The 19,878-nt window shown below is 69.1% G+C and carries 20 protein-coding genes; all 20 read right to left on the bottom strand.

What is annotated here, in order from left to right; translation table 11 throughout:
- Positions 1-42: 42 nt before the first annotated feature.
- Complete coding sequence (locus tag ACLZN2_RS04170; RefSeq protein ID WP_416976963.1) at positions 43-195, bottom strand: hypothetical protein; 153 nt, start codon at positions 193-195, stop codon at positions 43-45.
- A 75-nt stretch (positions 196-270) separates the two neighbouring features.
- Positions 271-495 carry a hypothetical protein gene (locus tag ACLZN2_RS04165; protein WP_416976962.1) on the bottom strand — a complete coding sequence of 75 codons (225 nt, stop codon included), beginning with the start codon at positions 493-495 and terminating at the stop codon, positions 271-273.
- A gap of 86 nt (positions 496-581) precedes the next feature.
- Complete coding sequence (locus ACLZN2_RS04160; RefSeq protein ID WP_416976961.1) at positions 582-1,589, bottom strand: endonuclease/exonuclease/phosphatase family protein; 1,008 nt, start codon at positions 1,587-1,589, stop codon at positions 582-584.
- Between the two features lie 71 nt (positions 1,590-1,660).
- A complete protein-coding gene (locus ACLZN2_RS04155) occupies positions 1,661-2,674 on the bottom strand; it encodes a hypothetical protein (RefSeq protein WP_416976960.1) in 1,014 nt (337 codons plus the stop codon).
- Positions 2,675-3,152: 478 nt separating this feature from the next.
- Complete coding sequence (locus ACLZN2_RS04150; RefSeq protein ID WP_416976959.1) at positions 3,153-3,578, bottom strand: hypothetical protein; 426 nt, start codon at positions 3,576-3,578, stop codon at positions 3,153-3,155.
- A gap of 42 nt (positions 3,579-3,620) precedes the next feature.
- Positions 3,621-4,832, bottom strand: coding sequence for an acyl-CoA dehydrogenase family protein (locus ACLZN2_RS04145; protein WP_416976958.1), 1,212 nt, complete (start codon positions 4,830-4,832; stop codon positions 3,621-3,623).
- 54 nt (positions 4,833-4,886) lie between these two features.
- Positions 4,887-5,510 carry a GAF domain-containing protein gene (locus tag ACLZN2_RS04140; RefSeq protein WP_416976957.1) on the bottom strand — a complete coding sequence of 208 codons (624 nt, stop codon included), beginning with the start codon at positions 5,508-5,510 and terminating at the stop codon, positions 4,887-4,889.
- Positions 5,511-5,532: 22 nt separating this feature from the next.
- A complete protein-coding gene (locus tag ACLZN2_RS04135; RefSeq protein ID WP_416976956.1) occupies positions 5,533-6,168 on the bottom strand; it encodes a GTP-binding protein in 636 nt (211 codons plus the stop codon).
- The gene (locus ACLZN2_RS04130) at positions 6,143-6,520 is read right to left on the bottom strand and encodes a DUF742 domain-containing protein (RefSeq protein ID WP_416976955.1); all 378 of its coding nucleotides are present in this window, start codon (positions 6,518-6,520) and stop codon (positions 6,143-6,145) included. The genes ACLZN2_RS04135 and ACLZN2_RS04130 overlap by 26 nt, the downstream gene beginning before the upstream one ends.
- Before the next feature lies 1 nt (position 6,521).
- The gene (locus tag ACLZN2_RS04125) at positions 6,522-6,950 is read right to left on the bottom strand and encodes a roadblock/LC7 domain-containing protein (protein WP_416976954.1); all 429 of its coding nucleotides are present in this window, start codon (positions 6,948-6,950) and stop codon (positions 6,522-6,524) included.
- On the bottom strand, positions 6,925-8,508 hold the full coding sequence (locus ACLZN2_RS04120) for an ATP-binding protein (RefSeq protein WP_416976953.1): 1,584 nt from the start codon (positions 8,506-8,508) through the stop codon (positions 6,925-6,927). The genes ACLZN2_RS04125 and ACLZN2_RS04120 overlap by 26 nt, the downstream gene beginning before the upstream one ends.
- 474 nt (positions 8,509-8,982) lie before the next feature.
- Entirely contained in the window at positions 8,983-9,177 is a 195-nt protein-coding gene (locus tag ACLZN2_RS04115; RefSeq protein WP_416976952.1) for a hypothetical protein, read from the bottom strand.
- Between the two features lie 510 nt (positions 9,178-9,687).
- Positions 9,688-10,926, bottom strand: coding sequence for a methyltransferase, FxLD system (gene fxlM, locus ACLZN2_RS04110; RefSeq protein ID WP_416976951.1), 1,239 nt, complete (start codon positions 10,924-10,926; stop codon positions 9,688-9,690).
- 198 nt (positions 10,927-11,124) lie between these two features.
- A complete protein-coding gene (locus ACLZN2_RS04105; RefSeq protein ID WP_416976950.1) occupies positions 11,125-12,294 on the bottom strand; it encodes a hypothetical protein in 1,170 nt (389 codons plus the stop codon).
- Positions 12,291-13,292, bottom strand: a complete 1,002-nt coding sequence (locus ACLZN2_RS04100; RefSeq protein ID WP_416976949.1) for a thiopeptide-type bacteriocin biosynthesis protein — start codon at positions 13,290-13,292, stop codon at positions 12,291-12,293. Before ACLZN2_RS04100 ends, ACLZN2_RS04105 begins: the two co-directional genes overlap by 4 nt.
- Positions 13,274-14,497 (bottom strand): lanthionine synthetase C family protein, encoded by a 1,224-nt coding sequence (locus tag ACLZN2_RS04095; RefSeq protein ID WP_416976948.1) that lies wholly within the window; start codon positions 14,495-14,497, stop codon positions 13,274-13,276. The genes ACLZN2_RS04100 and ACLZN2_RS04095 overlap by 19 nt, the downstream gene beginning before the upstream one ends.
- Positions 14,494-17,544 (bottom strand): lantibiotic dehydratase, encoded by a 3,051-nt coding sequence (locus tag ACLZN2_RS04090; RefSeq protein WP_416976947.1) that lies wholly within the window; start codon positions 17,542-17,544, stop codon positions 14,494-14,496. Before ACLZN2_RS04090 ends, ACLZN2_RS04095 begins: the two co-directional genes overlap by 4 nt.
- An 87-nt stretch (positions 17,545-17,631) precedes the next feature.
- Complete coding sequence (locus ACLZN2_RS04085) at positions 17,632-17,838, bottom strand: FxLD family lanthipeptide (protein WP_416976946.1); 207 nt, start codon at positions 17,836-17,838, stop codon at positions 17,632-17,634.
- A 59-nt stretch (positions 17,839-17,897) separates the two neighbouring features.
- Complete coding sequence (fxlM, locus tag ACLZN2_RS04080) at positions 17,898-19,121, bottom strand: methyltransferase, FxLD system (protein WP_416976945.1); 1,224 nt, start codon at positions 19,119-19,121, stop codon at positions 17,898-17,900.
- 83 nt (positions 19,122-19,204) lie between these two features.
- The gene (locus ACLZN2_RS04075; RefSeq protein WP_416976944.1) at positions 19,205-19,876 is read right to left on the bottom strand and encodes a 2'-5' RNA ligase family protein; all 672 of its coding nucleotides are present in this window, start codon (positions 19,874-19,876) and stop codon (positions 19,205-19,207) included.
- Positions 19,877-19,878 lie beyond the last annotated feature (2 nt).

Raw genomic sequence — 19,878 nt, 5'->3', positions numbered from 1 at the left:
TCGTCTCACCGCATTGTCCCTTGGGCCAGAAAAGGGCCGCCTTCAATGAGAAAGGGACACGCGAAATGCGAACCTACAGGCGACGAGCGCGAACAGCTCGGTGTCCACAGCCGGGTCGGGCACGACGTACAGGTGCAGGGCGGAGACGCCGGACTCCCAGGGTTGGTTCCGGAAGGTCGGGATGAGCGGCTTCATGATCACGCTCCTTGACGGGTACGGCTGGGGTGACGTTCAGCGGGTGGGGCATGTCGGGCGCGCCGTCCGGCTGCGTCAGGACGGCGACCAGCCGGGGCATTGGCGCAGGGCCCTGCTGCCGCGCCGGTGGAGTGACTCGATCCGCGAGGGCCCGTTCTCGTGGGTGATGCGGATGGTGTCCGCGTTCTCGTACGTGACCGTTGGCTCGATGCCGGTGCGCCGGGTTATGGTTGCGGCCTCGTGGCGTACAGCCAGGGGCGGCTCCTGCTCTGAAGAGGTTTCGGTGGAATAGACACCCATCGGGTATTCCTTTCCGTACGACACCAGTGAGCAGCCGTGGCCCTTATCCAGGCTGGTGGCGGGCTGTCGGTTTGGGCGGCAGGCGGTTAGGTCGCCAGCGACCAGGCGGCCAGCGGTGCGTGGCGGCGGCGCAGAGCCTCGACGAGCTTGCGGCGGGACAAGTCCACGACGAGGGCATTGTGGTCGCTGAGTCCGCGGCGCTGCATGTCCAGCACTTCGACGCTCACTACGGACTGCACCGTCCAGCCGTCCATGGCGCCCCGGTCGATACGGCGTTCACCGCCTTGTTCAGGGCGGGTGTGCCCGGCAGTCGCGGCCAGGGCACCGGGCTGGCCGAGGTGACGCGCGGCGAACCGGGCGGGGTCGTGCATGCCGATATCCAGCATCAGCTCGTCCAGGGAGGTGCAGCTTTTCCATGTGCCGTCGGGCTGTTTGATGGCGCGGTGCCGGCGGTGTACCACGTCAGTGATCTCGGGTGAGGTCCAGTCGATCTCGGGCACTTGCTCGCCGATCGGCACGGGGTATTCGTTGCAGTCACCGAACAGCCAGCAGGCGGCCTGGAGACGGGCGTGGTCGGTGATGTGGTGGGCTTTGACCTTGTCTACCAGTGACGACAGCTCGTAAGCCTCGGCTTCCCGAACGCGGGGGTTGCAGTACGAGCTGTGGAAGGCGGCCGTGATGATCGGCACCTCGGGCACCTCGGGAAGCCGCAACACGACGTTGGCGGGCGGCGTCCGGAACACCTTTGGGTGGTGGTGCTGGGGGCCGATGGTGAAGGCGGGCTCGCGTACGAATAAGCCGGTGGGGTTGCGGCCCTGGCCCATCTCCGCCCGGAAGCCGCGCATGCCGAGTGTGTCCTGGGCGGCCTGCCATCGCCGGTCGGCGGCGGCTTTTTCCGCAGCGGTGGCGGTGGGCCTGGTCTGGGAGTAGGTGAGTTCCGTCATCCCAAGCCAGTCGGGCTCCAGCGGGGCCAGAACGTCTTCGTACGCTTGGCGCCACCGCGCGGGGAGGACGCCCTGCGTCTCTTCGGGGCCGCCGTCGTGCTCCAAGTTCATGAGCACGAGACGGACTACGCCGCTGTCCTTCTTCTTCACCGGTTCTCCCTTGCTGCGTTGTCGAATGGCGGGTTGGTAACGGTCCGGTACGGCTTGCCTGCGGGCCGGAATCACGGACGCTCGCCGGGCGGGTGGAGAAGGAGGCGCGGTGAGTCGGTGGTCCTCGCGTCAGGCGCGGGTGCGGGACAATCGGTGCCAGCCAGGGGCGTAGGAGCGGTGACTTCCCAGTGGGGCGGCGGTTGCGGGAGCGTCGGTCCTTCGATGCTGACGCGGCTGAACCACGCCTCGGGGTTGGTGATTTCCCGGCGCGTGGGGGCGAGCGAGGTGTCGGTCCAGATCCGGTTGAACGGGACGACGCTGCCGGTGACTTCGATGGCTGCCTGGATGAAGCTCACGCCGTCGCCGCAGGCCGGCGTACTCGGATCCGCTGATCGCGCGCACATCAACGAGGTGAGATCCGCAGGGTGTTGCAACCGGGAGAGCAGGCGGGCGTGCTGCCGGTAGCGCCATGAGCGCGGCATTTCTCGGGACCGGTGCTCACGGCAAAATCCGAAGAAGGCGCCTGCCACCTTCTGCTCGGCCCAAGTGGCATGCCCCTCCATCAGGACCCTGGTGGCAGAGTCATCGTGCACCCGGGCACCAGCACGGATCGGGGGTGGGGGGAGCGCGCCTGCGCTTGCTTCGATCTGCGCGTGGTGCACACCGGCGTGGACGACGAAGCGGATCAGCGCGGTACGGTCGTAGCGGAGCCCTGTGTGGTGCAGGGCCTGCGGCGTGATCAGGGTTCGGGGTTCGCCGTAGCGGTCGGTGATCGTCAGGCCGGGGTTCATCGGCCAGCCCAGGCGCAGGGCGGTGGTGGCCCACGCCCCGAACCGACCGCGGACGTGGTCGGCCTCCGGCCCGTTGAGGCGGGCCTGTGCAAGGTCTGCCTCCAGCGACCGCTCGGCCCATGCCCGGATCTCAGCCCGCCAGGCGCGGGGAGTGAGCAGTCGGAACACCAGGCTCGGACAGGACAGGTCCGTGACCTCCTGGATCAGAGACGCGGTGTCCCGCAGGATCTGCTCAATCTCCTCAGCGAGCCCAGCGTGGCCCCGGGTCTCATTGAGGACGTCGGTGATCGTCATTCCCCTGTCCCCCTGGCCGTTATCGGTACCCGTCCGGGCTGTGGATTCCGTGGGACCGCGGCGAGTGCGGCCACGAGGGTGCTGCTCGGTGTGGCGCCGGGATGGACGTGCCCTGGGAATCCATGTCCGGTACGGACTTTGGGCAGCCACCGCGGCGGGGGAGACAGGGGCACTCGGCTCTTCATCAGCTGGCTTTCGGCGGTACGGACAGGGAAACGGGAAACGGTCGGCGGTGGGGTACCGCGACCGAACGATTGGTGCTCGCGGTCTGGTGTGAGCGGCGCTAGGTGAAGCCGGGGCTTCACGGTGACGGCCGCGAATGCTGTGGGGATTCGGCTGGGTACTTGGGGTGTGACTGGCCTACTGGGGAGCGGCCTTAGCCACACCGGGCTCGAGCTGTGTCATTCGTCGGTGAAACGGGCGAGGCCGGCGGCAACTGCACCGGATGGGGGGACCGCATTCACCCATGTGCGGGTCGCTACGTCTGTGGTTCGGTTGACTCTTGGTTGCCGCGGCGCTTGGCGGCGCCTGCCTGTGTGCGTCGATAGACGATGCCGTGTGCTCGCTCCAGCTGGCGCAGTAGCTCCTGCAACTGGTTGACCAGCACCAGCAGATGTTCGTACGCCAGGTCTGCCCGCGGCCGGGAGGCGGCGCGGCGCTCGGTCCGGTCGATGAGCTCATGCAGTTCGGGCCGTTCCTTTTCGCCGAGCGTTGTGGCGAGGGCGCGGGCGTGGGGGATCAGGGTGGGGGCGAGTTCCTCCAGTGTGGTGAGCGTGTCGGCGACGGCGCGTGGGGCGGAGACGATGCCCCGGTTCGCGATGGTGTCCAGCTCCCGCCGTGCGGCAATCAACGACGTGGTCACGTCGGTGTCGGCCGGGTTCGCGGCGGGAGTTGTGCTCGTCATGGAGGTCTCCGTGTCGGTCAGCAGGGAGTGGGCAACGGAAGGTCAGGCAAGGGGCGCCCGAGGGGCGATGTGCGCGAGGTAGCGTTCGGACCACTGGATGCGGTCGAGACCCCGGGCGATTTCCCCGAGGCGGTAGAGCTGGAGGTCGTCCGGGCCAGCGGGGGCTGAGATCAGGTCGAGGTCGCGGGAGAGGCGGGATATCTCGTAGTCGGCCCGGCCGCCGTATCCGCCGTGTGTGTCCTTGGCTTCCTGGAGCGAAACCTTGGCGGCTCGGCTGTTGACGAGCTTGCTGTTGAGCAGCTCGGCGTCGCACGGAACGCCTTGGTCCAATAGGTGCGCTGCGTGATAGAGAACGCCTTCGCCGGTCATCAGGCGGGACTTGATTTCAGCCAGGTGGTGGCCGACCACCGGCAGGTCGGCCAGGACACCCCCATAGCGGGGGCGACCCGTGGTGAATGCGGTGGTCACGTCGAACACTCGGCGGTGTATGCCCAGTGCGACGGCCGCGAGGTTGGGCCGGCCGCACACGAGGGAGGCGGTGTAGGCGATGTCCAGTCCGTCTCCTTCCTCGCCGAGCAGGGCGCTCGCGGGGACGCGGACGTTGCGCAGCCGTACGTTGCCGGCGGTGAAGCCGTGCAGTCCGACCAGGGGCGGTTGGGTGACTTCGAGGCCCTCTTGGTTGCCTTCGACGAGGAAGGCCGACAGGCTCCGCGGACCGCTGCGCTTGCCGGTGCGGGCGATGACGACGTAGAGGTGGGCGATGCCGGAGTCGCCGACGAAGCACTTGTCGGCGTTGATGATCCAGTCCTTGCCCTTGCGGCGAGCGGTGCTGGTCATGCCGATGACATGGCTGCCGTGTTCGGGCTCGGTGACCGCGATGGCCATGTACACGGTGCCGGCGGTGATCGGGGGGAGCCACTGCTGTTTCTGCTCGGTGCTGCCCCGGTACAGGAGGGCGAGCGTGGGGATGAGAGGGGCCTGCAGGATCGCGCCGGCGGCGCCGCTGATGTACGAGAGTTCATCGAGCAGGATCGTCTTGGCGATGTGTCCGGCGGCCAGGCCCCCGTACTCGGGGCCGATGAACACGCCGAACCAGCCTCGCTCGCCCATGAGGCGCGCGAGGTCGTGGTCGGTGTGCGTGCCCGCCGCCTCCATCTTGGCGATGCGGGGGGAGATCTCTGCGCGGGCGAATTCCCGGACTTGCTCGCGCAGGCTCCGGTGCGCGTCGGTCAGATACACGTCGACAGAAGACATCCTCTGTTCCCCTTCCTCGGGCCGACGGCCCAACAGCCTTGCCGTGGTGTGCGGTCAGCGCGGCGGGGTGAGCAGGTGCGGCGCTTGGGCGGGCAGTTCGTCGATCAGGGCCAGGGTCTGCTGCTGGTAGTGCTTCATGAGGCTGACGCTGGAACGGCCCCAGGCGGTCACGCGGTCTCCGACCAGGCAGATGGTTCCGATGCCCGTGTCCGTGGACTGGTGGATGAGAGGGCCGCCGAGGTAGGTGCGGGCGCCGAGTCTGGCGACGGCGCCGTTTCCGGCCCAGCGAGGGGAGTCGTAGATGTCTTCCAGGGGCAGGATCTTGCGACGATCGAGGGTGTGGACGCACCACCCCTGATCGCGGGGCATGAACCGCTGCACGGGCGGGATCTCGCTGGCGGCGGTCTGGCTCGGGCCGCTGCCCTGCCCGGCGGGGACGTACATGCCGGCGAAGTACTGGTAGCCGTCCTTGAAGATGTTGACCATGCTGTAGAAGCCGACTGGGCTTGCGACGAGTTCGGCCGCCTCGGCCGCGAGCGCCGCGGCGAGGTCGTCGAACACTTGGATCGGCTGGTCCTCGGCCAGGTTCAGGGCAGGCAACAGGCGCATGCGCGCGCTGAGTTCACGGTCGACGGGGACGAGTTCAGGGCGGGCGGTCTGGTCGTCGAAGGCGGTCATCGGTGGGTCTCCCGGACAAGGGTCAGGGGCGGGTGAGCAGGGAGGTGGGTTGGGCGCGTTCGCAGACGTGCTCGAACAGGGCGATCAGTACGCGCCGGGCGGAGGTCTTCTCGCGTGCGTCGCAGGAGACGACCGGGATCTGCGGAGCCAGGTGGAGAGCGGCTCGGACGGCCTCCTCGGCGTAGGGGTGGGCGCCGTCGAAGCGGTTGATCGCCACGATGAACGGTGTTCCGCGGCGCTCGAAGTACTCCACTGCGGGAAAGCAGTCTTCGAGGCGGCGTGTGTCGGTGAGAACGATGGCGCCGGCGGCGCCCTCCGACAGGTCGTCCCACATGAACCAGAAGCGGTCCTGGCCGGGCGTGCCGAACAGCAGCAGCTGGACCTGTGCTGCCGGGCCGAACCGCAGCTCCCTCAGAGTGCGGGCGCTGAGAGGGAAGGTCATGCGGCCGAAGTCCATGGCAACCGTGGTCTGCGACTTGCGTTCGATTCCGTTCAGGCTGTCCGTCCTGAGGCCGGCCATGGTGAGGTTTTCCTCAGTCCGCAGCGGCTTGATCTCGCTGACGGTGCCGACCAGGGTGGTCTTGCCCACCCCGAAGCCGCCCGCGACCACGACCTTGGCCGGGATCGTCAGGTCAGAGGCTTCTGCGTAGCCCGGCAAGGACGTCCTCCAGTACTCGTAGGTCGTTGGTGGCTGTGGTGAACCCGGCCGGCATGGGCACCGTCAGGTAGCGGTCGTCGAGCAGGTCGGACAGCCAGATCTTGACGACTTGCAGGGGCTTTTCCAGCGTGGCGGCGATCTCGGCGACCGAGCGGGGCCCGGAGCGGCACAGGTTGAACACTTGCGCGTAGTGGGTCTGCAGGGCCGTCCTGGGCGGTTCCCGGGTGGCCTGGACCAGGGAGGTCCGGTCGAGTTCGGGGTGCGTGGCGCGGACGCGCCCGTGGACCAGTGCGTACGGCCTGACCGAGCCCAGATCGTCTTGGATCCAGACCGCGTTGTCGTCGTGCGCCACTTCACAGGACCGGCTGGCCGCCGGCGGCGCCCTGGGTGCGAAGTGCCACGGAGAGGTGCTCGGGCATGCGCTTGACCAGCAGCGCCGTCTCGTAGGAGATCTGCTCGACGTCCGTGCTGCTGTCGGCCAGGACGCTGAGCAAGGCGCCTGCCCCGGCCGCCATGATGAACAGATAGCCCTCGTCCAGCTCCACGGTGACCTGACGGACGCCGCCGGTGACCTGGAGCTCGACGGTGGCGCCGATGGCCAGCGAGTGCATCCCGCTCGCGATCGCGCTGAGGGTGTCCGGCTCGGCTTCCTCGCGGCTGCTGAAGTAGCCCACCTTCAAACCGTCTCGGGACGTCACCAGCGCGCTCTGCGCTCCGGACGTCTTTTCGACGAAGTCCTTCAGCAGCCACGTCAGGTCATTCGCCGGGGTGTCGGGCTTCATCGGATGCCTCCAAGGCATGGGGGGATTCGGAATGGTCAAGGGATGGGTGATCACCGGCGGAGCCGTGCTGGTCTGCGCGCCGGCGCCCCGCGGCGATCCGCGCCAGCAGTCCGCCGTCAGGTGGCCGAGCAGGCTCTGCGCGGCTCGGGACGCCCCTGCGCAGCCCCGCCGCCAGATAGGAGCGCGAGGGGTCACGGACCGCCAGCGGCGGAGGAGTCTCGTCTCCCGCGATGGGCATGCTCGCCCGGGCTTTGGAGGACGGCTGCGGAGATACGGGCTGGGGAGCGGTCCTGCGCTGGGGCAGAGGGGGCGTTCCCTGCCCGGGGGCAGCCACTGCGTGTGGCAGCGCCCCGCGCACAGGTCGCGCGGAGGGCGCAAGCCCGCCCGAGCCGGAGCCCCGGCGATGGTCATCGCCTCGGCCTGGTGGTCGCGCACCTTGAACACCCGGTGCGGGATGGCTGGACGCAGGGACAGCCTGTCCCGGCTCTTCCCCGGCGGCGGTCGTGCGGTGCAGCAGGTCGAACGGAATGACAACGACCGCTTGGTTGGAGTGGTAGACGTTGGTCTGCAGCCTGACCTGGAGACCAATCCGGCTGGCGTGGGTGGCCACCACCCACATCCCGATGCGTCCGTCGTGCACGTACTCGCCGACGTTGTGCCGTGACACGTCGGACAGCAGCCCGTTCAGCTGTTCCCGGGTGCGATCGGGCATCAGCCGTCCGTGATCATCGACTTCGATGGCGATCCCGGCCGACACCCGGACGACCCGGATCAGCACCGGTGTGTCGGGCGGCGAGAAGTTCGTTGCGTTGTCGATGAGTTCGGCCAGCAGATGAATCAGGCCGGCTGCCGCTCGGCCGTGGATCTCGCCCTCGACCGGCGACGCCAGTTTCACGCGCGGGTACTGCTCCACCTCGGCGATCGCGTGGCTGATCACGTCGGACAGCGAGGTCGGTTTGTCGGAGCGCCGTGGCACCGAACCGCCCACCACGGCGATGCTCTCGGCGAAACGGCGAGCACGCGTCGCCATGTGATCCAACCGCCACAGAGGGCGCAGGACGTCAGGGTCCTCGATCTCGCGTTCCAGCTCGTCGAACGTCGTCAGCATCTGGTTGAGCAGCGTCAACATCCGCCGCCCGAGCGTCAGATGCGCGCGCTTTTCCTGCTGGGCGGAAGCGCCCAGGACCAACGCCTGCGCGTCCCGTACGGACCGGTGCAGCTCGTACTCCAGAACGGCGAAACGGTCCCGCTCGTCCGGGGGCACGGGGAGTTCATGCAGGGCAGGCCACTCACCGCGCTGAAGCCGGTCCATGGTCTGGCGAATGACCTTGCCGCCGTCGGCTGCCACCACCAGCAGCCGGGCGATCCACTGCTCCACCGCATCCGTGTTCGCTGCACGCTGGCGGTGCACTTCGCGGGCGGTCACATCACCGACACGCCATGCGACCGCCACCACGATCAGACCTCCGGCGGCTGCCGCGGACCACATCAATGCGATGCCAACGGACTCCAGAGCCTGAGTACGGACTGTGTACTCGGCAGCGGACAGCACCAGCATCGAGACAACGGCCGGCAGCACAGCGATCAGCCGTATCCGCGACCGCAGACCCCGTGCGGAGGCAAGACTCTGGCCAGGTGGTCTGCCGTGCCGCCGCCGAGCAGAACGAGACGGGCGTGAAGCATCAGACATCGGAAACCTCGAAGACGGACGGCCAGAAGGGAGCGCCAGCCACGTGACGTGGACAAAGGGCAAGAAGGGGGCCGCCGGGATGAGGCGCATGCCCCCGGGCACGGAGGGAGCCCACGTCCCGGCGGGCAGGTTGGGTCGAGGCGAGAAGGCAGCGCTGCCTTCGTCCGCGCGGCTCGGTTAAGGCCGGCGGCAGGTTTAACACCCACCGGCTCCGGCTTCGAGCGCTGTCGTGTCCGGACCGGGACCCGTTGAGGAGTGACTGCCGGGGCACAAGCACCAGAGCGCAGCCGACGGGGGAAGCGGCGTACGGTCGGGGCCCACGAGGGTGTCCCGGCAGCCGGTCTATATGTGGATATCGCTGAGCGCCTCTGCCGCGCTCTGCACGATGCGGCTGATCGACGGAGCGAGGGAGCTGTCGTGGAGGTAGAAGCCCAGGAGCACGGCCGCTACTGCGTGGCCGGCCTTGAGGCCACCCTTGCGGATCAGCAACCACACCATCACGGCCAGCACGAGGACCAAGGAGACGTTGATGCTCACGGAAGTGGCTTTCTGCCGGGGGCATGCTTCCGAGGAGTCCCGCAGGGTCAATCGGGCTCGCGACGACGGCCCACGTGGCTGCGGGACTTGAGGCGTTCGCGCACCTTATGGACGGGGTGCCCGCGCAGGTTGTGGCCGCGATCATCCGGGTACGGCCGAAGCAGGCCGCAATGCCGGGAAAAGCGGAAAACAGGGCGGGCACGATCTCCTCCGGGTGTGCAGACTTGTCGTCTTGCGTCATGTCCGCGACGCCCGGGTGACCGTTTCCGGCCTTCGTTGAGTTTATAGGTAAACCAGCACAGTATTCGACGGTCTCCGACCAGAATCCTGTGAAAGATGCATGATGAGCAGGGTGATCGCGCCCAGAACGGAATTTCCGCTGCGCTGCGGGCTCCGGGACGTAGACCGCCCACGCCGAGAATCATCCAACTGACGTTTATCCAGGGGCATCTCAGGCGTCCCGAATCGACGGATTAACGGCGTTCGACTTGCTATCGCGGGGTCGTGGGTTCAGTTCCTGCGCGGCCAGTCAACAACGAGACGGCTGTGGGTCTTGTCGATAACGAAGCGTGGCTCGGAGACCTGCAGTTGGTCGCGGGCGTCACCGACGGCCATACGGAGAACGGGGGCGGGCGCATTGTTGCCCCAGCTTTGGTCCCATTCGCCGATCGCGGTGGCGACCTGGCCGGCAAGCTCGGCGGCACGCGGACCGTGGCCGATAACGCCGATCTGCCAGAACGTACCTTCCTCGTCTTCGCCTTCCCGCTTGGTGAGATAGGCCAGGGTCTCGTTGTCGAGTGCGGCCATAGAGCCCCAGCCGAAGTTCGGGATGAGACCGGGGCGGGATCCGGGCATCCGGGACAGGCCGTTCGGCAGCACGTATGCCAGATACAGGTAGAGCCACTGGTAGGAGTCGCCCTTGCGGAACTTCACGCTGGTGTAGATCTCGGCTGGGGGCTGGTCCAGTGCGGTGCGGATTGCCTCGCGGTCGACGTTCTGGTCGGTGTAGGTTTCCAGGCGGACGTCGCCTTCGCCTGACATGTCGACCATGGTGCGGATGTCGTTGCAGACGCCCTTGCGGAGGGGGACGAACGTCATCATCTCGGTGGAGACGGTCCTCCAGGTCTGGCCGTCGCGTTCAAAGGCCAGGCTGCGGGAGATGCTGCCGCGAATCCGCATGGGGATGACCAGGCGCCCATCGGGGGCGAGCTGGTCGAGAATCGTTGGGGGGATGTCTCCGGCGCCGACCGTGAACTGCACGCGGTCGTAGGGGGCGTGCTCGGTAAGGCCGGCTGCGCCGTCGCCCAGCACGACCTGCACGTTCGTGGCCCCAGCCTGCGCGAGGTTCTTCTGAGCGCCGTCGACGAGGTCCTGGTCGACGTCCACGGTCCACACGTGGCCGCCGGGCGTTACGAGCCGGCCGAGGAGCGCCGCGTTGTAGCCGGTGCCGGCCCCGGCTTCGAGGATCTTGTGGCCGGGCCGCGCGTCCAGTTGTTCGAGCTGGGTGGCGACGATCGAGGGGGCGGAAATGCAGGAGATCATCGCGCCCGTCTCGTCGTGCTTGATGGCCACGGCGTCGTCGACGCAGGCGTCTTGAGGGTCGACACCGGGGAGGAACCGGTGGCGCTCGATGCTCCGGAAAGCGGCGACGATCTCCGGGGTGCGCAGGTGGCCGCTGTCGACGAGGCGGTTCACGAGGTCTTCGCCCCATACGGCGGGGTCGGGAGCGGGCGTCACGGTGGTCTCCATCCGAGTGAGGTTAGAGGGTTGCGAGGTGGGCTGGCGGGGAGGCGCGTCGGCGGCTTCCGCCTGTATGTACAGGCGACTTGGCACAGTCAGTGCCGCAGCCTCCTGCTCGTCGGAGGCACTCAGGCACCGTCGAAGACGGCGATCGCGTGATGGGTGCGCAGCGCGCCTCTCAGGCCAGCGGACCGTTGGCGCGTTGCATCAGCTGACGCCGGGGCGTATCGCATCCGGTGATACTCCTTCCTCCACAGTGAGGCACTGGGTGAGGCTCGCTCCAGCTGTGTGGACAGCCTGCATGAGCGTGGACTGCACCGAGTCCGGCAGGGCTCCCCGGCCGAGGCCGCCGGCGCGGACGATCTCCTCCAGCTCATGGCGTGACCGCCCGCTGGCCGGTGGAGACGGGTGGCGGAGGATCTCGCGCGCGGCGTAGGCGTCGCCGGCCTGAACGGTGTCGCTGACGATCGTGTTGTGCAGGGCGTGCACCTCGGCCTCGCAGCCGTGCGATGCCAGATCGATCGCCGCCAGGACCAGCTTCACCCGGAACATGCGCAGGTGCGGCGGGGCCGGCACCAGGGCACTTTGCACGGCGTGTGCCACAGCGCTGAAGCCCTCCGACGTGACGCGGCCCGTCAGGCAGTCGGCGTAGCGGCGCAGGAGTTGAGCGACGGCTTTCTCCCACGGTTCGGTGGTCGTGGCCGTTTCGATCAGGGAGTTGGCTGTGTCCGGGTCGGCCGAGTGCAGGCTCACGATGACGCGCGCTTGCCTGCCGTCGTGCAGCCGGTCGGGGGCCGTGTCGTAGGCGATCGCGTGCGCGGCTGCTGGGGGCCATTGGCCGGTGGCGACGAGGAACCGGGTGCCGTCTTCGAGGAGGAGAGCGTTCAGCCAGGGCTGGATGTTGTCCAGGGTCGCGTGGGTGGTGAAGCCCGTGAGGTCGATGGGATGGCCGTGGACGGTCACGGTGCCGCCGTCGTGTGCGGCGCGGTGCACGCCCATCAGCTGCTGATAGGCGGCGTGCGGGTCTCCCGCGCGGGCGGTCAGGCGTACGAGGTTGATGATCGGCTGGAGAGCGGCGATGGCGGTATCCCCGGTGACGGGCCATGCGGCCTGGAAGAGGCGGAGTTGGCGCAGGCACAGGTCGGTGGCCAGGTCGGTCAGGCCGCAGTCGGAGGCGATCAGGGCGGACAGGTTCCAGGTGGCGCACGCAAGGTTGATCCGGTCGAGGAGCGGCCCGTCCTGCGCCGACTTCTCCGCGCAGGTGTGCACTTCCTCGACCCGGGTGGCGAAGCTGGGGTAGACGAGGTGGGACCGGCTGACCAGAGGCCATCGCCGGGCGAACCCCTGGAGTCGGGCCGGCGGGGGTGAGGCGGTCACGGTGTGGGCCTTTCCTCGGAGACGTCCTGGTGCAGGATCGCGGTACGCGCCGCGTGCGCGAGGATGCTCTGGGTGCGAGCGGGCAGGCCGAGCCGGTTCCAGTGGAAGATCACGTGATAGGCGATGACCTCGCGCAGGCCACGGCCGAGGGTGCCGTCGCGGTTGGCTGCGCCGAGGTCTCGTCCCGCGTGCCGGAACGCGCTGACCCAGTCGGCGGCGGGTTTGAGTGAGCGGTCCGACTGAAGCATGGGGCCGGCGGGGCTGGTGTCGGCAAGGAGCAGGTGCCGCAGGGTGTCGGCCATGGTGTGGACCTTGTCGGCTGGTACGTCCGCAGGGAGGGGCCGTTGCCCGGTGACGCGGTGCCAGACGTCGCCCTGCTCCAACCACTCCAGTCCGGCGGCGCGCATCAGCGTGGCGCACAGCAGCAACGACAGCTCCCGGCGACCCAGCTCGCCGTGAGATGCGGTGAGGAGGGCGCGACTGTCGGCGTCGAACAGGGCATGGGCAATCGTCATGCCGGCGTGGCCGCCGAACGCCGCCGTCTCGGGTTCGTAGATGCCGGGCCACCAGCGGTGGATTCTCCCGCCGTCGGTGAGTTCGTCCAGCGTGTCGGCCAGTGCCGCAGGCAGCTGCGCTCCGGGAACCGGCAGCAGCCGCATCCGCCAGCACGGGTGTTTTCGTATGAACCACCAGCTCGTGATCTGCCCGTCCTGCTGGGTCAGGTCCAGGATGGGGGCGATGTGGTCGGCGGCGGTCTGCTCGGCCTTGTCCCAGTCGGTGAACTGGACGTACAGCTGACACCACGCCGGGGGCCCGGCCTGTTGGGCGAGCGCCTGCTGTCCGGCCTGCTGGTAGACGGTGACGGCAGCGTCCAGATCGGAGGGTTCGAGTCCGGCTCGGGCTGCGGCCGTGTCCGTGCTGACTCCGGCCAGGACCTCCAGCACGGCGTACAGGGTGGCGTCCAGGCGGGCGGGCTGGATCAGTCGATCAAGAGGCATGTGTCCCATCCCGAGGTTGGCGCTGCGTCGTTAACTGCGGTGATCAGGGCCAGGGCGGTGCCCGCGTCGCCTTGCAGGAGTCCGGGGCCGGTGCCTGGACGGGCCTGCCGGATCAGTTGGGCGGCCACGTCGGGCAGAGTGGTCGGCAAAGCAGGGGTGACGGCGTCGTGGGCCGCGCGGAAGGCGGTCTGGTAGGTGCCTGCCCAGCCGTGGCACAGGCCCGCATCGGTGATCTTGGCGAGCTGTTCGGGGTCGGTGAGGCAGCGGACCATGGCGTCCTCGTACAGGTGCTGGCGTGCCCTGTCGCGGCGGGAGAGGGCGGCGAGCTGTCCGGCGCGGGCGATGCCGGGGGTGCCGTAGCACCAGCTGGGCCGGGCCGGGCCGCGTTGGGCGGGCCGGCCGGAGCGGAGTTCGCCAAGGTGGAGGTGCTCGGGCCACCAGGTTCCGGAGGGTCCGTCCTGCCGCCAGGTGTCGAGCCAGTGGAGGATGGTGTCGATGGCCTCTACGTGGCCGTCGACAGTTACGCCTTCGCGCAGGGCGCGGGCTAGAAGGAGTAGTGGGCCGCCGATGCCGTGGGCTGTACCGAAGTTGGCGTGGCCGCCACCGACAGCGGACGGCGTGAGGTCGGGTTGGTGAGCGACCCACCAGCCGGGCAGAACGCCGTCCTCGCCGTGCCGGACGGGAACGGTCAGCCGCACAAGGCAGTCCAGGACCCGCTGTGTCGCGGAGCCGGAGGGGGACCGGCGCAGCAGGTACGCGCCGATCCCCGTCAGGCCATAGAAGATGTCGTACTCGTGGAAGCCGGCCGGACGCCCGCTGTCCATGCGTGCCTGAGCCGCGTCGGCTCTGCGGTGCGCGAGTTCGGCTACGTGCCGGTCCACGGCGGAGAGAGCCTCCTGGTAGTGGGGCTGTTCGGGGGCGGTGGCGCAGTCGAGCATGAGGGCGACGGCGGGGGCCCCCAGGTACAGGCCGCTGGTGTCGGCGGCGCTGATGGGGGTGGCGACGGCGGTCTTGATCCATTGGTGGGCCTGCGGCCATGTGCCGTGTCCGGTGCGGGCGCGCTCGATGTGCAGGAGCGCGGTTCCGGCGGCGCCGGCGGCCAGGTCCTGCGCTTCCCAAGGCTGTTCCGCGGGGGACGGGGAGGGGAGGGCGAGGCGACGGGCGAAGGCGTCCATCAGCAGGGCTGGGCTGGTTGTGATGGTCATGCCTGCCGCTCCCGGTGTCGCAGGGCGCAGGCCCGGGCGAGGCGGCCGGTGGCGCGTTCGTGATCGGAATCTGCCGGCAGGGCTCGGATGCAGTGCTGGTGCAGCAGCGACCGCAGCACGTCGTCGGGGGCGCGCTCGGGGGCCAGCTGCTGGCGGTAGGCGGTCAGGGCGGCAGCGCGCTGTTGCCAGGCGGCGACGACGTCCGGGCCGCCTGGCAGGTCCAGGACAGTGGCGTGACTGGGCTCGGCCAGGGCCAGGGCGAGCGCGGTGCGGTCCCGGGGAAGGGGGCCGCGTTCCTGGGGCAGGGTGTGGGTCAGCCACTCGCTGGCTCGGTCCGCGTCGCCGAAGAACTGCACCGTCAGGTCGAACATGCTCGCCGCGGTCAGGGCCTGCCCGGTGGCGGCGTCCTCCCCGGCGGCACGGATCTGCGCCACGCCGGCGGCCGAGTCCGCGGTGAACACCCTGTGCGCGGCGTCCAGAGCGGGGCCGTCTCTGTACAGGCCCGTCTGCGGATGATGGGTGGCCAACTCCACGCAAGAGGCGAGGTGTTGGCTGTTGAGGCTGTCTGCCCAGGTGTTGACCAGTTGGGCGGCCGGTCCGAACGCGTCGGGGCCGGGCAGGAGCAGGTACAGGGCCAGGTACTGGTCGGAGTCCGGGCGGGCCGTGTCGCGATGGCGCCGGAACCACCAGAGCGGCATGGCGGCGAACTGGCCGAGCAGATCAGGCAGGTGGTCGGTCAGGATCTCGTTGTACCGCTGGGGGTGCGCGAATAGTCGGGCATACAGGACGGTGGACTGGCTGGGCGTCCCGGGGGCGGCGGCAGTGGGATCCGGAAGGCGTGGCGGGGTGGTGGGGGTTGAGTTCGCCAGAGGGATCAGGAGCTGGTGGGGGCGGCCGATCCATGCCCAGTCCTGCGCAGTGGTGCTTTCGCGCAGTTCGACAACGCCGTTGCGGTCCACCCCGGCGCGCAGCAGCGCCCGGTGGATGCGCTGGTCGAGGTCGAGGGGCAGCTGCTGGTCGTCCTCGACCAGAGCAAGGTGATCGGGGACGCAGAGCCGCTCGCGCCATTGGGCCAGGGCCTTGTCCCAGTCGGCCATGGGGGCGGTCCGGCCGGGCAGTTCCTCGGCGGACAGCAGCCAACGGGCAGGCGCGAGGATAGTCCGCTTGTACAGCACCCGTGGCAGGTAGGGCAGGGTGGCGGCGACGCCGAAGGTGAACGCCCTGTAGGCGGCGCTGCGGGCGGTGGTGATCTCCGCCAGGAACCGGGCGAGCGGCGGCGTGTGGACGGACGCTTCCAGCGCATGGGTTACGCGAGGCTCGACGTGCTGCCCCGTTGACCTGCGCACCAGATAGAACCGGCGGGTATCCGCAGTCACCGCCAGGTCGTCGAGCGCGATCACGCCGGGACCGGACTCGTGGTGCTGGCCGAGAGGGATCGTGAAGGGCAGGACCTGCACAGTGCGGACGATGTTCTCGTTGCGGCGCCGCCGAGGGCTGAACGACAGCTGCGCCGCGACGGCCCCGGGGCCGGCGGTCGCGTAAGAGTCGGCGAGCGCGGTCTGTGCGGACGGCGGGAGCAGGTGCGCGAACCGGCCGAGCATGCTGCTGCCGGGGCGGGGGGAGCCGGTGACCAACAGCCGGTAGTCGCCGCACTGCACGGCATCCAAAGTGGGGGCGTGGATCTCCACGGCGATCTCAGCCCGGGGCAGGGGCAACAGCGCTTCGGCATGGCCGGCGGTCAGGTCGGCGATCGTCGCCCGGGTGAGGACCAGCTCACGCCTCCCCTCGAGCATCGCCTCCTGCAGCAGGCGCAGGATCTTCTCGTCCCGGGCGGTCACCTGATACGGCGGGCGGGCGCGCTCGGAGCCCAGGAAGCCCGCGGGCAGGCCGAGACCGCTGTCCGCGACCAAATCCAGTACAGGCACGAGGGCCTCGTTGCCGTACCGGTCGAGGAACCGCTGGTGGTAGTCGCGCCATTGCAGATACCCGTACGGATGGGGCGACAGCTGGTGCATGACCTCGGCGGCTTCGGCGGCTTCGGCCAGGAGGGCTTCGGGGATGTAGGCGGTGCAGTCCAGTGCGGCGTCCACGAGGAGGGGGACGCGCCCGGTGGAACTCACGCGCTGCATGCTCTGCGTCAGCCGGTCGCTGGGCGTCCAGGGGGCGGCCGTGCCGGGCTGGTTCACGTCAGCCCGGATCGAGGCGAGTTGGGAGGTCAATTCGGCGAGGTCGGGAATGCTGGAGGCATCAGCTTTCTCCAGCTCGTCGCATAGGTGTGCGAGGGTGTCGACCGAGGTCATCGGGGGCCACAGACTGCTGATCAGAATGTTCTTGCTCAACAGGTCGAAGATCAGACCGGTGAGCTGTTCTGGGCGCGCCGTAGGGAACTGGCGGGCCAACTGATGCACGAGCCTGTCGTACGGAATGGGGGCGCGGGCCCTCTCCAGCACGGCAGCCACGGGCCGGGTCAAGCGGACTGACAGCTCGATCGGGGCGTAGCCGGAGGTGTGCGCGTCAGTCGGCATCCCGTCCACCACATGCCGGTCGCCGCGGGAGCGGCCGGTGTTGTTGGCCACGACCGTCAGCCGGGCCAGCAGAGCCGGGTGGCTCTCCAGGCGGGTAATGACGTCCGCCAGCCAGTCGGAATCAGGCCGCAGAACAGTCCGGTACCCCTCACCCCACAGGATGTGGGCGGTTTGAGCGGGCTCAGCGGGGGCGACGCCGGCGAATACCCCGAACGGGGTGGGCCGGTGGTTCCACCGCAGGAGGTACGCGGCAACAGACCGGACAGCCCGCCTGATACGCCGACCGTCGGTGACGGCGCCGTTCAGGATCTCGGCGACGCGCTGACACAGGACGGGGCTGGCTGCGGACAGCGCCGTGGGCACCGGGGCGTGCCATACCTCCTCCAGCCACTGCCGACCGCGGATCGTGACGTCGTCGCCGTGCAGGTCAAAGTCCGGCACGGGGATCGGCCGGGAAGCGGTGGAGGCGCGCAGCAGCATGCCGGGCTGCCACTGATACGTGAGGGGTGATCCCTGGGCCACCGGTGCCCCTTCCTGTTGTGGGGTGCGCGGACGGGGGGTGCCGGGGCGGCAGCGATGATCGGCTGCCGCCCCGGCGGATGCCGCGTGTTAGGCGGCGTCCTCGATGGAGGACTGGCAGGCGCTGGCCCCGTTCACGCAGGTGTTGCCGCAGCCGTCGCTGGTGGGGCACATGAAGACGGTGAGGGGGCTCTCGGAGATGACGACCTTGATGTCCAGCTCGAAGTCGTCGTCGGCGAGGGCGTCGGCCGGCAGGTCGGCCGGGGCGGTGGGGTGGTCGAGTACGGCAGTGGTCATGGCGATCACTCTCTTTGTCCGATGGGATGGTTCAGGACGGCCTGGCCCGGCGCCGTGTTCTACGCGGTGGGCCAGGAGATCGAAATCCGGCTGTGCCTCTTGTCGATGATTCGGTCGCCGGTGATCCGGTCATCGGGCGTGCCCGCCGGGTAGACGGCGATGCGCGGGCCGTCAGCGCCGCGGACCTTTTCGCTCCAGGTGCGGAAGATGTCAGCGATTCGCTCAGCGAACTCGGCCGCGTCGGGCCCGAAGGCGTGGACGCCGTACTCTGCGGTCTTCTTCTCGGTGTCGCGGCGCACGACGGTGTAGGCGAAGTGCGGCCCGTCGATGGCGACCATGGACCAGCTGTTGCCCGTGGGGCCGATCTTGCCGGTGGCCAACTCGGGGTTGGTGGACATGAAGCAGAACGTGGGGACCTGCGTGGACAGGTACATCTGGAGGGTGCCGATGGGCTCCTGGCTGGCGACGCTCACCCCGGTCCACGTCTCGGCGCGGGCGCTGTTCAGAACGCCGTCCAGCAGAGACGGGTTGGCGGGCAAGCCCTCGTCGAAGCGCAGCGTGACGCCCTCCTCTCCGGGGAGCTGCATGACCTGCTGGGCGTGGGAGCCCGCGCCTTGCACCGCGACGAACCCGCACACATGGGCGCTGGCAGCGACGAGGTGGCCGGCGTGCCGGATGAACCCGTACGTGCGGGTCAGGCCGTTGATGCGCAGCGGCACGACGAGCCGGCCGTCGTCCTTGAGCTGGTCGATCCAGGCGGGCGGGATGTCCCAGGCGCCGAGCGTCACCACGATCGCGTCGTAGGGGGCGAACTTGGCGACACCGCCCTCCGCGTCGGCGACCACGACGTTGACGTTGGTGTAGCCGGTCTCGCTGAGGAACCGCTTGGCTCGGTCGGCGGGCGCGGGGTCGATGTCGACGGTGGTGACCTGCCCGGTGGGCCCGACCAGCTCCGCGAGGTAGGCGGCGTTCGGCCCGTTGGTGCCGATCTCCAGCACGTTGTCGCCCGGGCGGATGCCGGCCTGTTCCAGCTGCATTGCCTGGATCTGCGGGGCGGACACTGAGCTGGTGTGATTGCCGTGCTCGTCCTCCTGCGTGATCACGGCGTTGTACGTGCTGTATGCGTCGCTGAGCGGCGCCTCGGGCACGGAAAGGTGCCGGGGCACCTTGCGCATGGCGGCCTCGACCGCGGGCGACACGATCGTGCCGTCCTCCTTGAGCTGGTCGACGACCTTGTTGCGGAGCTGGGTGGCCTCGTCGGGGTCCACGGTCACATCGGTCATAGAAAGGGGTTCCTTACGTGGTGTTCTTGCACAACTGCGCAGGCAGAGGGACCTCGCGCGGTTCGCCGGCGGATGCCGGCTGGTCAGGAGCGGTTGGCGCTGCGGCCCAAGGGCACCTCCTGGACGCGTTCGAACGTGTAGGTGTGGCGGTCAGGGTGCTGGGTTTCCATCACCAGCCACACCGAGTCAACGCGGGTGGTCACGTGATGGCGGGCGCGGCGCAGCAGGGCGGAGGCCAGCGAGTCGGCGCGGCCCATCTGAGCGAGGTAGTGGGTGTCGACCTTTCCGTAAGCGGCCGACATATGAGGGAAGTACGCCTCGGCGGCCTCGGGCAGGACGAGGCCGGCGTTCGACAGACCAGCCCGTACACGCAGGTTCAGGTGCAGCGGCGGATCGGCGGGCACGTCATGGGGCCAGAGGCGGGCGAGGACCGCGCTGCGGCTGAGTGCGACCGGCCCGATGTCGAGCGTGAACGGCTCCTCGTCGGCCAGCTCGGTGCGAAGGGCGTCTGCGGCGTCCTTGAGTTGGCGGGGGCCGACACGCTCGTCGGCGTAGTCGTGAGACATGGCGCCCTGGATGGTCCAGTGCAGGTCCTCGTCGGCGACCGGGGCCACGAGGTCCTCGTACGGGGCGAGGACCTCGCGTACCTGCCGGAAGTAGTCGATTACCTCGGCCGGCGGCAGCCACAGCACATGGGGGCGGACGCTGTCCTCGACGGGTGCGCCCTGGGCGCGCCACCGTCGTCCGGGATGCATGA

Source organism: Streptomyces sp. T028 (assembly GCF_048159505.1).
Classification (GTDB): domain Bacteria; phylum Actinomycetota; class Actinomycetes; order Streptomycetales; family Streptomycetaceae; genus Streptomyces.
The sequence above is the reverse complement of the archived record's forward strand: the minus strand, read 5'-3'. Positions and strand labels throughout refer to the sequence as shown.

Coding starts and splice junctions, on each gene's coding strand:
- ACLZN2_RS04085 (WP_416976946.1), bottom strand. CDS start 17,838: ATGACCACTGCCGTACTCGACCACCCCACCGCCCCGGCCGACCTGCCG.
- ACLZN2_RS04165 (WP_416976962.1), bottom strand. CDS start 495: ATGGGTGTCTATTCCACCGAAACCTCTTCAGAGCAGGAGCCGCCCCTG.
- ACLZN2_RS04125 (WP_416976954.1), bottom strand. CDS start 6,950: ATGAAGCCCGACACCCCGGCGAATGACCTGACGTGGCTGCTGAAGGAC.
- fxlM (WP_416976951.1), bottom strand. CDS start 10,926: ATGGAGACCACCGTGACGCCCGCTCCCGACCCCGCCGTATGGGGCGAA.
- ACLZN2_RS04075 (WP_416976944.1), bottom strand. CDS start 19,876: ATGCATCCCGGACGACGGTGGCGCGCCCAGGGCGCACCCGTCGAGGAC.
- ACLZN2_RS04140 (WP_416976957.1), bottom strand. CDS start 5,510: ATGACCGCCTTCGACGACCAGACCGCCCGCCCTGAACTCGTCCCCGTC.
- ACLZN2_RS04150 (WP_416976959.1), bottom strand. CDS start 3,578: ATGACGAGCACAACTCCCGCCGCGAACCCGGCCGACACCGACGTGACC.
- fxlM (WP_416976945.1), bottom strand. CDS start 19,121: ATGACCGATGTGACCGTGGACCCCGACGAGGCCACCCAGCTCCGCAAC.
- ACLZN2_RS04100 (WP_416976949.1), bottom strand. CDS start 13,292: ATGCCTCTTGATCGACTGATCCAGCCCGCCCGCCTGGACGCCACCCTG.
- ACLZN2_RS04145 (WP_416976958.1), bottom strand. CDS start 4,832: ATGTCTTCTGTCGACGTGTATCTGACCGACGCGCACCGGAGCCTGCGC.
- ACLZN2_RS04095 (WP_416976948.1), bottom strand. CDS start 14,497: ATGACCATCACAACCAGCCCAGCCCTGCTGATGGACGCCTTCGCCCGT.
- ACLZN2_RS04120 (WP_416976953.1), bottom strand. CDS start 8,508: ATGCTGGTGCTGTCCGCTGCCGAGTACACAGTCCGTACTCAGGCTCTG.
- ACLZN2_RS04155 (WP_416976960.1), bottom strand. CDS start 2,674: ATGACGATCACCGACGTCCTCAATGAGACCCGGGGCCACGCTGGGCTC.
- ACLZN2_RS04170 (WP_416976963.1), bottom strand. CDS start 195: ATGAAGCCGCTCATCCCGACCTTCCGGAACCAACCCTGGGAGTCCGGC.